The organism is Streptomyces cynarae, assembly GCF_025642135.1.
GTDB lineage: Bacteria > Actinomycetota > Actinomycetes > Streptomycetales > Streptomycetaceae > Streptomyces > Streptomyces cynarae.
On the sequence record NZ_CP106793.1, the window covers coordinates 3,175,401 to 3,190,301 of the forward strand.

The following is a 14,901-nucleotide window of genomic DNA, read 5'->3' on the forward strand; positions in this document are numbered from 1 at the left end:
GCGCGGCGGGAGACACCCGCGCGTCGAACACGGGGAACGGCCCGCGACGGCGGAGCGGTCGCGGACCGGACGGATCGAAAGAGGGACCGCATGGAATTCCGGATCTTGGGCGCCCCGGAGGTGGCCGCCGCACCGCGCGCACCAGGCGTGGCGCTCACCAGCCCGAAACAGCGCACCCTGCTCGGCGCGCTGCTCACCCGGCCGGGCGGTGTCGTCCCCGCGGAGCATCTGATCCGCGAGCTGTGGGGCGACTGCCCGCCCGGCAAGGCGGGCAACGCGCTGCAGGCGCACGTGTCGCGGCTGCGGCAGGCGCTGATCTCGGTGGAGCCGGAGCGGGCCAACACCCCGCGCCTGGTGGCCCGGGGTGCCGGATATCTGCTCCAGGTCCGCCCCGAGGAACTGGACCGCGCCCGCTTCCGCAACGCCGTCGAGCGCGGCCGGGCCCTGGTGGAGCGCGATCCGCGCGCCGCCTGGCGGCAGTTGCGCGACGCGCTGGCACTGTGGCGGGGGCCCGCCCTGTACGGCAGTGCGCGCGGACCCCTGTGCTCCGGGGTCGCCCGGCGGCTGGAGGCGGAGCGGCTCGACGTGCTGGAGCTGTACTTCGACTGCGGGCTGCGCGCCGGGCGCCACGCGCAGCTGGTGGAGGAGATCGACGCGGTCGCCCTGGCGCACCCCGGCCGCTCCCGCTTCCAGGAGCAACTGGCCCTGGCGATGCGCCGTGTCGGCGGCTACGACCTCCCTGCCGACGAGCCGGCTCCGCGCGAGTCCGTGACGCTCCCGGGCGGTCTCGGTTCGGGGCGGGAGGAGCCCGCATCGGGCCTGCGGCGGCCCGACACCGCTGCCGGGGGCTTCGGGGGCGGCGTTCAGGAGTCCGGGCCGGGCGTACCGAAGTTCGAGGCGTTCCGGGGCGGCGCCCTCGGCTGCAGCCAGGAGGAACTTGCACCGGACGTACGGGAATCCGAAACCGCCGCTGGCGACTTCGGGTTCGACCCCGAGGAGCCCGGACCGGGACGGCGTGTTCCCGGAGCCGTCCCGGGCGGCTCCGCGCTGGTACCGGGGAGGCCCCGGCCGACCCCCTACGGCACCGGCACCGGCCTCGGCTCCGGTTCGCAGGTCCACGCACCGGGCCGACGGGATGATGACCCCGCTACGGAGAGCTCCTCGCCGGGCCGGCACGGTCGTCAGGCGGAACCCGAGTCCCCTTGGGCGGGCCCCAGCGGTCATCGACCCGATCCCACGGCGCCGACGCCGAACGTGAGCGGTCGGCAGCCCGACTTCACGGCCCTCCACCCGGATCCGAACGGACGTCGGCCACGTCCCACGGCCCCCCGACCGGGCCCCAACGGTCGTCGCCCCGATTCCACGGTGCCCCGACCGGTCCCGGCCGGCCACCGGCCCGATGCCACCGCCTCCCGACCCGGCCCGAACGGACGTCGGCCAGACTCCTCGGCCCACCAGCCTCACTCGAACGGCCGCCCGTCCCAGCCCACGGACGCCGGGTCGGACCGGCGGCAGCCGGCGCCCGATGCGGAGGGGCGTCGGCCGGTCGAGGCCGAGGGCATGCGGGAAGCGCCTGCACGCGGCCCCGTCCCGGCCGGTCGGGGGCCAGGCGTCCCGGGGGCGCACGAACCGGCCGGAGCCGCACGCGGTGGCATCGGCGCCCGCTCCGGCGCCGCCGACGACGGCGACGTCGCGAACGGGCGCTCCTCCACGACCGGAACCGCCACCCGCGTCGCCACGGGCCCCGGCGGCACGGACGGCCGTGCTCGGCGCACCGGCCACGGCGACGACCGCGCTCCCGGTACCGTCCCGGGGTCAGGCACCACCGGGTCCGGCGCCGCGGGCCGCGACCCCGGTCACGCCGGCCCCGTACCCGCCACGAGCAGCGGCACCGGGCGCGGGGGCGGACTCGCTTCTCCCGGCCCCGGTCGGCCGCGAGCCGTGCCACGGGCCCCGCGGGAGACGGCGACTACAGGGCCCGGAGGTCGGGGTGTGTGGGTCAGCAACGGGCCGGAGCCGGAGCGGGCCGCGGAGCGGCGGGAGTTGATCCGGCTGCGCGAGCGGGTCGCGCTGCTCGCTTCGCAGCAGAAGGAGTTGCAGGCTCAGGTGGAGCACCTCACCGCGCTTCTCGGCAGCCGGCTCCCGGCGCCCGCTCGGACCGGCACCGCGAGCGCGGCACGGCAGCCGACCTGACCACCCGCACCACAGGAAGCGAGAGCCGCCACCGCGGCGCCGACGCCGATAGCGACGCCGGCCGGAGGCGCCTCCACCCGAAGGGGTCCCCCAGCGCCGTCCGTGCCGGCCTGGGGCCCCCGATGGAACAAGCCGCTCACCGCGTTCTCGCCGGGCCGGCTTCCGCCGTCCGGTCAGGCCGGCACCGCGAGCGCGGCACGGCAGCCGACCTGACCACCCGACCACGGGGAGCAAGAGCCGTCACCGCGGCGCCGACGCCGACAGCGACGCCGGCCTGGGGCCTCCTCCCGAGGGGATCCCCAGCGCCGTCCGTGCCGCCCTGGGGGCCCCGATAGAACAAGCCGCTCACCGCGTTCTCGCCGGGCCGGCTTCCGCCGTCCGGTCAGGCCGGCACCGCGAGCGCGGCACGGCAGCCGACCTGACCACCCGTACCACAGGGGGCCAAGAGCCCTCACCGCGGCGCCGGCGCCGACAGCGACGCCGGCCGGGGGCCTCCTCCCGAGGGGATCCCCAGCGCCGTCCGTGCCGCCCTGGGGGTCCCCGATGGAACAAGCCGCTCACCGCGTTCCTCGCCGGGCCGACTTCCGGCTTCCGGCTTCCGCCGTCCGGTCAGGCCGGCACCGCGAGCGCGGCACGGCAGCCGACCTGACCACCCGTACCACAGGGGGCCAAGAGCCCTCACCGCGGCGCCTGCGCCGACAGCGACGCCGGCCGGGGGCCTCCTCCCGAGGGGGTCCCCAGCGCCGTCCGTGCCGCCCTGGGGGACCCCGATGGAACAAGCCGCTCACCGCGTTCTCGCCGGGCCGGCTTCCGGCTTCCGGTCAGGCCGGCACCGCGAGCGCGGCGCGGCAGCGGATCTCGGCGCCCGTGCCGTCCTGCGGCGCGTCGTCCTGGAACGCCGGCATCACCTCGGCCGCGAACAATTCCATCGCGGCTGCCGCCCGGCCGTATTCCATGGCGCCCGGGTTGAACTGGAGGCTGAAGGAGAGATCCGTGCCGAACTGCTCGCGTACCGTCTCGATCTGGGCGAGCACGTCGGACGGATTTCCCGCCAGTACCTTGTTCGCCCCGAGCGCGGCACGGAAGTCGTAATTCCGTGCCTTCTCGAGGAACTTCTCGTACCCGGGATAGTCCGCCGATCCCCTCTCGGCGAGCGGGGCGACGGCCTTCGCCATGTGGTCCACGTAGTTGCGCTCGTAGAATTCGCCCTGCTGGTACGCCGTTTCCCGGTCGGCGTCCACATAGCAGGTGAATTTGATCTGGATGCGGCGGGCCGCCGGGTCGTGCCCCGCCGCGTCCCAGGCCCGGCGGTAGTGGACCAGCATCGCGGCCAGTTGCTCGGCGGAGGTGACCGACGGCACGACCTGCAAGTGGTGCCCGGCGGTGCCGGCCGCCGCGCAGGACTCGGCGCTGGACGCCGAGGCGATGTAGATCGGCGGGTGCGGGTCCTGGTACGGCCGGGGCAGCATGGTGACCGGCCCGAACCGGTGGAAGCTGCCCTCCCAGACCAGGTTCTCCTCCGTCCACAGCCTGCGGATCGCCTCGACACCCTCGGCGAACCGGGCCCGGCTCTCGTCCATGGACACGCCGAACGCCTCGAACTCCGTGGGCAGGAAGGCGCGTCCGAAGCCGACGTCGAGCCGGCCGTGCGAGAGGTGGTCGAGCATGGCCAGCTTGCCGGCCAGTTTCACCGGGTGGGTGAAGGCGGGCACGCACGCCCCGGTGGCCAGCCGGATCCGCGTGGTGCGGGCGGCGGCCGCCGTGAGCAGCGTGATCGGGTCGGGGCAGTAACCGCCGTAGCCCGAGAAGTAGTGTTCGACGGTCTGCGCCTGGGTGAAACCGAGGGACTCGGCCAGTTCGATGAGCCGCAGCGTCTCGTCGTAGTAGGCCGTCGCCGTTTTCTCGGCCGGGTCGATGACCGGAAAGAAGTTCACACCGAATTCCATGACGACTCCCTGTGGTCGTGTATGCGTCCTCGTTCTTGGACTCGCCTTGCCACGCACCCCACATTGCCCCCGACACGTCATCAACTGTCAAGGAAGGACCGGCGGCCGATGTCAGGACGTCAGCCTGGAGTCAGCAAAGGCCCGGATTCCTTCCCCCACTCCCCCGCATCCCTAAGCTGCGAATGCAGTACGCGATCGGCGAGCAAGTCGAGCTGGCAAGAAGGGGATGACCATGCGGGGAAGTTATTCCGTGCCGTACGCGAAACGCGGAACCATACTCGGCGCGGCCGAGGTCGCGGCTCTCGAGGACGTCGTCGCCTCTGACGACGCGCTGACGATGGGCGCCTGGCGGGAACGCTTCGAGGAGCGCTTCGCCCGCCATGTGGGGGCCCGTCACGCCCTGTCGGTCACCAGCGGCACGGTTGCCCTGGAACTGGCCATCCATCTGCTGGACCTACAGCCGGGCGACGAGGTCGTCGTCACCCCGCAGACGTTCCAGGCGACCGCCCAGCCGCTGCTCGGGTCGCCGGCCCGGGTGCGCTTCTGCGACGTACAACCCGAGTCCCTGAACATGGACCCGGTCGTTCTGAAGTCCCTGGTCAACGAGCGGACGCGGGCCATCCTGCTGGTGCACTACGGCGGCTGGTCGGCCGACATGGACGAGATCATGGCGATCGCCCGCGAGCGCGGCATCACCGTGATCGAGGACTGCGCCCACGCCCTCGGCGCCCGGTACGACGGACGGCGCCCCGGTTCGCTCGGCGACATCGGCTGCTTCAGCTTCCACTCCGCCAAGAACATCAGCACCCTGGGCGAGGGCGGCATGCTGACCTTCGACCGGGACGACTGGGCGGAGCGGATCGACCGGCTGCGGTCCAACGAGATCGACGGGGTCCTGACGGCGGTGCCGGAGCCCACCGCACCGGCCCCGGAGCTGCTGCCCTGGATGAAGTTCACCTCGGGCGCCTATGAGCGGGTGGTCTCCGAGTTCCGCAGGCCGGGCACGAACGCGACCCTGTCGGAGGCCGCGGCCGCCGTGGGTCTCGTGCAGATGGACCGGCTCGACACACTGGTGGCCCGGCGCCGCGCGATCGCCGCGCGCCTCGACGAGGTCGTCGCCGCCCACCCGTACACCCGCGTGCAGCGGCCGAGGCCGGGCATCCAGCACGCCCAGCACCTGTACACCTGCTTCCTGGACGGCCCGGACGGCGCCCGCGAGCGCCTGGTGCACGGCCTCAACTCCCGTGGCGTGGAAGTGCAGTTGCGCTACTTCCCGCTGCACCTGCTGCCGGAGTGGCAGCAGCGCGGCCACGGCACCGGCGAGTGCCCGGTCGCCGAGCACCTGTGGTTCCACGAGCACGTCAACCTGCCCTGCCACCCGGGGCTGTCCGACGCACAGGTCGACCACCTGGTGAACGCACTGGACGAGGCCCTGGCAGAGGCGCTGGCCCCGGCCGCCGACGCCCAGCCGGTCGGCGCGGCTCGCGGCTGACCCCTTCCCACCTCCCCTTCTTCCCGAGGAGCCCACCATGCCCTTCATCGACGTGAAGCTCTACGAGGACCGCCTCGACGAGCAGACCGAGGCCGCGCTCATCGCCCGCCTCACCGAAGCCGTCGGCGACGTGTTCGGACCCGGCGCCGCCGAACAGACCTGGATCGCCGTGCAGGGAGTGCCCCGCAGGCGCTGGGGCATCGGCGGCAAGCCCGGCTCCGCCGACCAGTAGCGGCCCCTGAGCGTGCGCGGAAGGAGGACCGTGAGGTGAAGGTCGACGACATCTACCTGGCCGGCGTGGGCACCTATCTGCCCCCGGCCGTCCCCACCGAACAGGCCGTGAAGGCCGGCTGGTGGGACGCCGACGCCCGGGAGGCGTCCGGCATCGAGTCGGTGACGGTGGAGAGCGGACTGCCCGCCCCCGAGATGGCGGTGCGCGCGGCGCGCACCGCGCTGCGCCGCTCCGGCCACCGCCCCGAGGACTTCGCGTCCCTGCTGCACACCGGCACCTTCAGCCAGGGCCAGGAGGGCTGGTCGGCGCAGCACTACGTGCTGCTGCACACCCTCGCCACGCCGATCAGCGCGGTCGAGGTGCGCCAGGGCTGCCTGGGCATGCTGTCCGCGCTCGGCATGGCCGCCGCGCAGCTGGCCGCCGCCCCGGAAGGCAAGGACGCGGTGCTGCTGACGGGCGCGGACACCTTCTCCACTCCGCTGGTGGACCGCTGGCGCGCGATGGACCTGTTCGTGCTCGGCGACGCGGGCTCCGCCCTGGTGGTCTCCCGCCGCTCCGGCTTCGCGCGGCTGCTGGCCGTCGGCTCGCTGTCGGATCCGCACATGGAGTGGCGCCACCGCGACGGCCGCGTGCAGCTGCCGCCGCAGCAGCCGCAGGAACGGCTGATGGACTTCCAGTCGCGTTCCGACTACTGGCGGCGCAAGTGGGCCGAGGGGCACACCCCGCCGGGCGGCAGCTGGCAGGAGCTGTGCGAGGAGGCCGTGCAGCGCACGCTCGCGGAGGCCGGGACCGCCATCGAGGACATCGCCCGCGTGGTCACCGTGTCCTTCACCCGGGACGCCCTGGAGGCGATGTTCCTCGAACCGCTCGGCTTCGACATCTCCCGCAGCACCTGGGAGATGGCCCGCCGTACCGGCCACGCCAGCGTCAACGACCTGGCGATCGGCCTCGAGTACCTGTGGACCACCGGCCAGGTGGTGCCCGGGGACCGGGTCCTGCTGGTCGGCGCGACCCCGGGCATGGAGTGCGGCTGCGCCGTGGTCGAGATCACCGCGCCGCTCACCGACGAAACGGACGCCGCGTCCGGGTGACCGCCGCCGACCGCCCCACATCGAGTACGAGTTGAAGGAGACGACCATGCTCGACGGATGCACGCCCTGGCCGCAGGACGTCGCCGAGCGCTACCGCACCGAGGGCTACTGGCGCGGTGAGACGCTGCTGGATCTGCTGGACGAGTCCGTCCGCCGGGTCGGTGGCAGGACCGCCCTCGTCGGGCCGGGCACCCGGCTGACGTACGACGAACTCGACCGCCGCTCCCGGCGCATGGCCGCGGGCTTCAGGGCTCGCGGCATCAGGGCCGGGGACCGCGTGGTGGTGCAACTGCCCAACACGCCGGAGTTCGTCGTGGTCTGCTTCGCGCTGTTCCGCCTGGACGCCAAACCGGTGTTCTGCCTGCCCGCGCACCGTGCGGCCGAGGTCCGCCACCTGTGCGAGCTGTCGCAGGCGGTCGGCTATGTCTTCCCGGCCGAGCTGAACGGTTTCGACCACCTGGGGCTCGCGCGCCGGGTCCGTGACGAACTGCCCGCGTTGCTACACCTGTTCGTGTACGGCGAGGACACCGCCGGCGTCGGCGCGGTGCCGCTCGCAGAGGTGGACGCCGAGCCGGAGGAACTGCCCGCGCCGGACCCGTCGGACGTGGCGTTCTTCCTGCTGTCCGGCGGCACCACGGGCCTGCCGAAGCTGATCCCGCGGATCCACGAGGAGTACGCGTACCAGGCGCGGGCCGCCTCCCAGGCGTCCGGCCTGGGCGAGCGGGACGTGTATCTCGCGGTGCTGCCGGTCGAGTTCAACTTCACCTGGGGCTGCCCGGGTGTGATCGGAGCACTTCAGCAGGGCGGCACGGTGGTGTTCGCCGAGGAGCCCACGCCCGACGTGTGCTTCGCGCTCATCGAGCAGGAGGGGGTGACGATAACCTCCGTCGTGCCCAGCGTCGTACAGATGTGGCTCGACGAGGCCGAGTGGCTGGACAACGACATCTCCTCGCTGCGCACCCTGCAGATCGGCAGCGCGAAGCTGCACCCGGAGGTCGCCGCGCGGGTCGAACCGGCGTTCGGCTGCCGGCTGCAACAGGTGTTCGGCATGGCGGAGGGCCTGCTGACCTTCACCCGCGAGGGCGATCCGCAGGAGACGGTCCTGACCACGCAGGGCCGCGCGATCTCACCCGCCGACGAGATCCGCATCGTGGGCGAGGACGACCGCGAGGTGCCGGTCGGCGAGACCGGTGAGCTGCTGGCCCGCGGGCCGTACACACTGCGTGGCTACTACCGGGCGCCGGAGCACAACGCGCGCGCCTTCACCGCGGACGGCTTCTACCGCAGCGGTGACCTGGCCCGGCTCACCGAGGACGGCAACCTGGTGATCGAGGGCCGCATCAAGGACGTCATCATCCGCGGCGGCGACAAGGTCCCGGCCGACGAGGTCGAGCGGCATCTGCTGACCCTGCCGGCGGTGGCGCGGGCTGCGCTGGTGCCCGTACCCGACACCTACCTGGGCGAGAAGACCTGCGCCTTCGTCGTGCCCCAGGGCACCCCGCCGTCCCTGGTGGAGCTCAAGGAGGCGCTGCGGGCCAGGGGCCTTGCCGAGTACAAGCTCCCGGACCGGGTCGAGTACCTCGGCAGCCTGCCGCTGACCGGGCTCGGCAAGGTCGACAAGAAGCGGCTGTCCGCGATCGCCCGGGGCGAGGACGCGCCTGCGGCCGCCGGTCTGCTGCCCGCCGGCTGACCGTCCCGCCGTCCCACCACCGAGAGGGAGGAACTCCCATGAACAGCACCATCCGAGCCGAGGACGAGGTGCGGGCGGCGGTCGCCGAGCTGCTCGGCACCGCCCCGCAGGAGGTCCCCGGCGACGCCCGCCTGGTCGACCTCGGGCTGACCTCGCTCCAGGTCATGCGGCTCGGCTCGCGCTGGCGCCGCGCCGGAATCCGGGTGAAGTACCAGGACCTGGCCGCCGAGCCCACCGTGAACGCCTGGGCCCGGCTCGTCTCCGAGAACGCCGAGAACGCCGAGAACACTGAGAACACTGAGAACGCCGAGAACTCCGGGAACGGGGAGAGGTGAGGAAATCATGGCCACCCGAGTACGGAAATTCCATGTCGCCGGAACGGCTGCCCGGCTCGCCCGGCATCTGCTGGATGCCGACGTGGAACAGCTCGTCCGTTTCTCCTGCGTCGGGGACGAGGTGACGCTCGACATCCCCGACACGCATTTCCACGTACATCTGCGGGAATCCGGAGACTCGTTCCAGCTGCAATTCCGGATGACCCATGACGGTCCGGCGAAGCCGCGTTCCTGGTCCCGTCGGCTGCCCGTGTCGGACGGGCTGCCCGGGATAGCCCGGTGCATCGCGGGCGACGTGCGCACCATGGCGCGCGAACTCGCCCCGCTCACGGCCGCGGCGGGGGTGTGAGCGCCATGACGACGGCTCTCTTCCCCCGTGCGCGACGCGGCGAACTGCTGGTCGTGGGGCTCTGCTTCGCGGCGATCGTGTGCGAGGGCTACGACCTGATCGTGTACGGCGCGGTGGTGCCGGAGCTGCTCCGCTACGAGCCGTGGCACCTGACGCCCACCGAGGCGGGCGCGATCGGCAGCTACGGGTTGTTCGGCATGCTGGTCGGCGCCCTGTGCGCGGGCGCGGTCGCGGACGTCCTGGGGCGTCGCCGCACCGTCCTGATCAGCGTGGCGTGGTTCTCGCTCGCCATGGCGGCCTGCGCGCTCGCCCCCACGCCCGGCTGGCTCGGGCTGTTCCGGGCGCTCGGCGGTCTGGGCCTGGGCGGGGTCATGCCCACGGCGATCGCCCTGACCGTGGAGTGCTCGGCGCCGCACCGGCGCAGCCTCAACAACGCGCTGATGTTCTCCGGTTATTCGGTCGGCGGGATCCTCGCCGCGGTGCTGGCGATGCCGCTGCTGCCGCGCTACGGCTTCCGCGTCATGTTCTGGATCGGGGTGCTGCCGCTGGTACTGGTGGTGCCTCTGCTGTGGCGGTACCTGCCGGAGTCGGCGGCGTTCCTGCGGGCCGAGGGCCGTCTCGCCGAGGCGGAGGCGGTGGCACGGCGCTTCACCGCCGGCCGGCCCGCGCCCACCGCGCCGCCGCGGGCCGGGCCTCCGCGCGGGCGGTGACACTCGCCCTGTTCTCGCCCCGCCACCTGCGGGCCACCCTGCTGTTCGCCCTGACGAGCTTCTTCGGACTGCTCCTCGTGTACGGACTGAACACCTGGCTGCCCGAGATCATGAAGGGGGCGGGATACCCGTTGTCGGGGTCGCTGCTGTTCCTCGTCGCGATGAACGCGGGCGCGGTGGCCGGCTCACTGCTGCTCGCACCGCTCGGCGACCGCATCGGCATGAAGCCGGTCACCGCGCTCTCCTTCGCCGCCGCCGCGGTGTCCATCGCCCTGCTCAGCCAGGCGACGTACGCGCCCGCGCTGTATCTGCTCGTCGCGGTCGCCGGATGCGGCACGATCGGCACCCAGATCCTGGTCAACGCCTATGTGGCGCTGCACTATCCGCCGCAGATCCGGGCGACCGCGCTGGGCTGGGCGCTCGGGATCGGGCGGTTCGGGGCGGTGGCCGGGCCGGCCGTCGGGGCTGCTGGTCGCCGCGGACGTCGGTGCGGCGGTGAACTTCTACGCCTTCGCCGTGCCCGCCGTGCTCGGTGCCGGCTCGGTCCTGCTGCTCCCGGGCCGCCGCCGCACCCAGGTGGCGGCGCCCGCCGCGCCGTCCTCCGAGCCGGTGAAGGCGGCGGCTTGACGGCCCCGCCTCCCGTCCGCGCGCTCCGGAACTCCTCGTCCGCCCGCCGTACCTGGCGGGCGGGCAGAGTGCGGGAGCGGACGGCCGGCGGGTGGAGGCCTCCGCCCGGGGTGCCGGGGACGGCGGTCCGGGCGGAGGCCTTCGTTCAGTCCGTCGGCGGCAGGGCCGGCACGGCCGTCGGTGCCGTGGCCTCCTCTGGTCCGCCGCTGCGGCGGGGCGGGCTGCCGGGCCGCCGCCGCGAGCAGCACCCCGAGCGCCATGGCTCCGCAGACCACGAGCAGGGCGGGCACGAGGGCCGCCACGAGGGAGTGGGACAGCACGGTGGAAGCCAGGTCGGTGATCTTCCGGGCCAGTTCGGGCGAGGCGTCGCGGGCCAGCGCGGGAGCGGACCGGCCGCCTCCGGCCGCGGCACCGGCCGCTGCCCCGGTCATCTCGTCCACGAACCGCCCGCGCAGCGGAGCGGGCAGCGCGCGGGCCGCGTCGGAGGCTCGCGGGGTCACGTCCGCCAGCAGTCGGTTCTGCAGCACGGCGACCGCGACCAGACCGCCGAGGACGGAGCCGAACTGGCGGTTGCTGTTGAGAACTCCGGACGCGGCCCCGGCGAGCCGGTGCGGGACGTCGTACGTGGCCAGGGTCTGCATCGGCCCGAAGGTGCAGCCGACGCCCGCACCCGCGACGGCGAACCCGGGCAGGAAGGCGTACCAGGGCGTGTCCACCTCGGCGATGAACGCCACCGAGCCGATGCCTGCGATGAACAGCACGAGTCCGGCGACCAGGATGTACTTGCCGCCGACCCGGTCCACGAGACGCCCGGCGACCGGGGCCACGGCGACGGAGACGACGGCGATGGGCGCCATCGTCAGACCGGTCTTGAGCGCGTTGTAGCCCAGCACCGACTGCAGGTAGATGTTCAGCGGCAGGAAGACACCGACCGTGCACAGCGACACCAGGACGTTCACGCCGTTCATCAGCGTGTAGTTGCGGTCCTTGAACAGCTCGAACGGGACCAGCGGGGAGCGGCCCTGCTTGCGTCGCTGGTCCAGCAGGAACAGCAGCAGCACCACGGCACCGGCGGCGAGCACCCCCGGGATGGTGATCCAGCCGTCGACCGTTCCCCAGTCGTAGCGCTGGCCCTCGGCGAGGCCGTAGGTGAGCAGCACCAGGCCGACGGTGAGCAGCAGCACGCCGACCGGGTCCAGCGAAGCCCGGCGGCCGGGGCGCACGTCGGTCAGCAGCAGGGGGCCGAGCACCAGGACGGCCACGCCGATGGGCAGGTTGATGTAGAAGACCCAGCGCCAGTCGGCGACGGTGATCAGCAGCCCGCCGAGTGTGGGGCCCGCGACGGTCGCCACGCCCGCGATCGCGCCCCACACGCCGAGCGCCGAGCCGCGCCGCTCCGCGGGGAAGACCGCGATGATGAACGTCATGGTCTGCGGCAGCAGTAGCGCCGCGCCCAGGCCCTGCACGAACCGGCCGGCGATCAACTGCTCGGTGTTCTGGGCCAGGCCGCAGGCCATGGACGACACGGTGAAGAGCACCACGCCGCCGAGGAAGAGGTTGCGCGGCCCCCAGAGGTCGCCGAGGCGCCCCGCGGTGATGAGGAACGCCGCCACGGCGATGACGTAGCCGTTGATCATCCAGGCGATGTCGGCGAGGGACGCGTGCAGGTCGCCGGAGATGCTCGGCACGGCGACGTTGATGATCGTCATGTCGAGCATGGTCATGAAGTAGCCGAGGGACAGCACCGTCAGCATGGCCCAGGGGTTGCCGCGCAGCTTCGTGTTCATGTGACTCCTTGGGAAGCGGTCCGGTGCGGGCGGCAGCGGCCGGACGCGTCGCCGCCGCCCCCGGCGGACCGAGTCAGCCGAAGAACGGCCGGTCGATGATCCAGAGCCAGGTGCCGTCGGGCTGGCGGTGGGCAACCTCGGCACGGGCGCCACCGTCGTCGGTGCGCGCCGTCGTCAGGGCGTAGTCGCCGCTGCGCAGCACGGGCAGCACCGTGCCCGCGTCGAACTTGGGCTTCTTCGCCAGCAGTTGGGTGTAGACCGCGCGCAGCGCCTCGTGGCCGGTGGTCTCGCGGCCCGGCGGGACGGCCACCACGGCGTCCGGCTCGTACAGCGCCAGCAGCCCCTCTACGTCCCCGGCGTTGCCGCGTTCGATGAAGAGCCGCAGCAGGTCCTCCGGGCTCTTGGCGGTTTCGCGTTCAGTCATCCGCGTACTCACTCTCCACATCGGTGTGCGAACGGCAGGCGGCAGCGGTGCGCGCGCGTGCCGGTGCGCACGGGCCTGCCGTCCGGGAATTGTGGCAGTGCATTCCGTTTCGGGGGCAGCGCGAAGTCCTCACTTGCACAGCGGACTTGCACACGGAATAGGTCCCGGCCGGGCGTTCGACTGCGTACATTGTCCGGGGACCCGGACGGGTCGTACGGTGCCGCGGATCCGAATGGCTTCCACCGAAGGAATTTCACCGCGATGACCGAAACCGTCACCTCGGAAGACACGGCTGAATTGCTTCCCGAATTCCCACTGCGTTTCGGCGAGGAGGAGTCCCGCACGGACGGAGCCCTGGCCTACGCGCACCTCGCGACCGGCGACCCGGTGACCCGGGTGCGGCTGCCCAGCGGCCGTCCCGCCTGGCTGGTCACCGGCTATCAGGAGGTCCGCTCCGTCCTCACCGACGCGCGGGCCTCGCGGCAGGCCGCCGCCCGCTCGGACGGCGCGCAGGTCCTCGCCGTGGAGCGGGTCGGCACCTCGATCCTCACCCTCGACCCGCCGGACCACACCCGGCTGCGCCGGATCGTGGGCCGGGGCTTCACCGCGCGCCGCAGCGAGGCGCTGCGGCCCCGCATCGCCGAGATGGCCGGCGAACTGCTCGACGACCTCGCCGCCGGACCGCGTCCCGCGGACATCAACGAGCAGTTCTGCATGCTGCTTCCGGTCCGGGTCATCTGCGAACTGCTCGGCGTGCCGCTCGGGGACCGGCACCGCTTCGAGGCGTGGCGGGACGCGCTGATCGCCCCGACCGGACCCGACCGGCCCTTCGACGCCGGTGCGCACCAGGCCCTGCTCGCGTACATCGGCGAGCTCGTGGCGGCCAAGCGCAAGGAACCGGGCGACGACCTGCTGAGCATCCTCGCCGCCGCCGGGCAGGGCCCCTCGGACAAGGACGACGCCCTGACCGATCAGGAGATCGTCGCGCTCGGCGGCACTCTGCTGGTCGCCGGCTTCGAGACCACCGTGGCCCAGCTCGGCCTCTGTCTGCGGGAGATCCTGGGCCGCCCGGAGGGTCTGCTGAGCGTGCCCACGGAGCGGACGGAGCTGGCCGCCGAGGTCGAGGAGCTGGTCCGCCGGCTGCCCATAGGCAACTTCGGCGGCACGCTGGCCCGGCAGGCGACGGAGGACATGGAGGTGGGCGGCGTCCGCATCCGCGCGGGCGAGGTGATCGTCGCCGCCACCCAGGCGGCCAACTTCGACCCTGCCGCCTTCCCGGCCCCGCTGGATCACGACCCTGCCCGGGACAACGGCAGCCATCAGATGGCCTTCGGCTTCGGTGTGCACCACTGCCTGGGCTCCCCCGTCGCCCGCATCGAGATCCAGGAGGCGTTGCTGGCGCTGCGAACCCGCTTCCCGGACATGCGGCTGGCCGTGCCCGACGAGGAGCTGCGGTTCGTGCCCGGCGCGGCCAGCAGGAGGCTGGAGCGGTTCCCGGTCACCTGGTGACCGGCAGTCCCCCATCCGGCGCTCCGGGCCCGGGAGGCCTCCTCCCGGGCCCGGTCGCATGCCGGGCCCACGCGCGGTCCGTCCGGCAACCCGCACGGGCCCCTCCGCCGCCCACGCGTTGCCGAGCCGGGCCCGCCTGGTCCGTCCGGCAACCCGCACGGGCCTCCGCCGCCCACGCGTTGCCGGGCCGGACCCGCACGGTCCGTCCGACCGCCCACACGGGCCCCCGACGCCCACACGTTCCCGAGCCCGGCCCGCACGGTCCGTCCGACCCCCACACGGACCCCCGACGCCCACACGTTCCCGAGCCCGGCCCGCACGGTCCGTCCGACCCCCCACACGGACCCCCGACGCCCACACGTTCCCGAGCCCCGCCCGCACGGTCCGTCCGACCCCCCACACGGGCCCCCGACGCCCACACGTTGCCGAGCCCGGCCCGCGCGGTCCGTCCGACCCCCAACACGAGCCCCCGACGCCCACACGTTGCCGAGCCCGGCCCGCGCGGTCCGTCCGACC

The 14,901-nt window shown here is 73.3% G+C and carries 12 protein-coding genes and 1 pseudogene; 10 read left to right on the forward strand and 3 right to left on the reverse strand.

Annotation, left to right across the window (positions count from 1 at the left end; all coding sequences use genetic code 11):
- The first annotated feature begins 90 nt into the window (after positions 1-90).
- Positions 91-2,193, forward strand: coding sequence for a BTAD domain-containing putative transcriptional regulator (locus N8I84_RS14780; protein WP_263229968.1), 2,103 nt, complete (start codon positions 91-93; stop codon positions 2,191-2,193).
- An 821-nt stretch (positions 2,194-3,014) separates the two neighbouring features.
- Here N8I84_RS14780 and N8I84_RS14785 read toward each other — a convergent pair.
- Positions 3,015-4,139, reverse strand: a complete 1,125-nt coding sequence (locus tag N8I84_RS14785) for an LLM class flavin-dependent oxidoreductase (RefSeq protein ID WP_263229969.1) — start codon at positions 4,137-4,139, stop codon at positions 3,015-3,017.
- A gap of 232 nt (positions 4,140-4,371) precedes the next feature.
- On the opposite strand from N8I84_RS14785, the gene N8I84_RS14790 reads away from it, so the two are divergent.
- From N8I84_RS14790 to N8I84_RS43125, 8 genes and pseudogenes are all read left to right on the forward strand, one after another.
- Positions 4,372-5,631 carry a DegT/DnrJ/EryC1/StrS aminotransferase family protein gene (locus tag N8I84_RS14790; RefSeq protein ID WP_263229970.1) on the forward strand — a complete coding sequence of 420 codons (1,260 nt, stop codon included), beginning with the start codon at positions 4,372-4,374 and terminating at the stop codon, positions 5,629-5,631.
- Positions 5,632-5,668: 37 nt separating this feature from the next.
- Positions 5,669-5,863, forward strand: coding sequence for a tautomerase family protein (locus N8I84_RS14795; RefSeq protein WP_263229971.1), 195 nt, complete (start codon positions 5,669-5,671; stop codon positions 5,861-5,863).
- Positions 5,864-5,898: 35 nt separating this feature from the next.
- Positions 5,899-6,954, forward strand: coding sequence for a ketoacyl-ACP synthase III family protein (locus N8I84_RS14800; RefSeq protein WP_263229972.1), 1,056 nt, complete (start codon positions 5,899-5,901; stop codon positions 6,952-6,954).
- Positions 6,955-7,000: 46 nt separating this feature from the next.
- Positions 7,001-8,644 (forward strand): (2,3-dihydroxybenzoyl)adenylate synthase, encoded by a 1,644-nt coding sequence (locus N8I84_RS14805; protein WP_263229973.1) that lies wholly within the window; start codon positions 7,001-7,003, stop codon positions 8,642-8,644.
- 38 nt (positions 8,645-8,682) lie between these two features.
- Positions 8,683-8,979, forward strand: a complete 297-nt coding sequence (locus N8I84_RS14810) for a phosphopantetheine-binding protein (RefSeq protein WP_263229974.1) — start codon at positions 8,683-8,685, stop codon at positions 8,977-8,979.
- 7 nt (positions 8,980-8,986) lie between these two features.
- Positions 8,987-9,328, forward strand: a complete 342-nt coding sequence (locus tag N8I84_RS14815; protein ID WP_263229975.1) for a hypothetical protein — start codon at positions 8,987-8,989, stop codon at positions 9,326-9,328.
- 5 nt (positions 9,329-9,333) lie between these two features.
- Positions 9,334-10,038, forward strand: a complete 705-nt coding sequence (locus N8I84_RS14820; RefSeq protein WP_263229976.1) for an MFS transporter — start codon at positions 9,334-9,336, stop codon at positions 10,036-10,038.
- A pseudogene (locus tag N8I84_RS43125) lies at positions 10,035-10,433 on the forward strand (MFS transporter); the annotation flags it as partial. The gene N8I84_RS14820 and the pseudogene N8I84_RS43125, both read left to right, overlap by 4 nt.
- Positions 10,434-10,541: 108 nt before the next feature.
- Here N8I84_RS43125 and N8I84_RS14830 read toward each other — a convergent pair.
- Together N8I84_RS14830 and N8I84_RS14835 are read right to left on the reverse strand one after the other, a co-directional pair.
- Positions 10,542-12,452: a DHA2 family efflux MFS transporter permease subunit gene (locus N8I84_RS14830; protein WP_263229979.1), complete on the reverse strand. Its 1,911-nt coding sequence runs from the start codon at positions 12,450-12,452 to the stop codon at positions 10,542-10,544.
- A gap of 73 nt (positions 12,453-12,525) precedes the next feature.
- Positions 12,526-12,876, reverse strand: coding sequence for a YybH family protein (locus N8I84_RS14835; protein WP_263229980.1), 351 nt, complete (start codon positions 12,874-12,876; stop codon positions 12,526-12,528).
- Positions 12,877-13,137: 261 nt separating this feature from the next.
- Between N8I84_RS14835 and N8I84_RS14840 the strand changes: the two genes are divergently transcribed.
- Positions 13,138-14,385, forward strand: coding sequence for a cytochrome P450 (locus N8I84_RS14840; protein WP_263229981.1), 1,248 nt, complete (start codon positions 13,138-13,140; stop codon positions 14,383-14,385).
- Positions 14,386-14,901 lie beyond the last annotated feature (516 nt).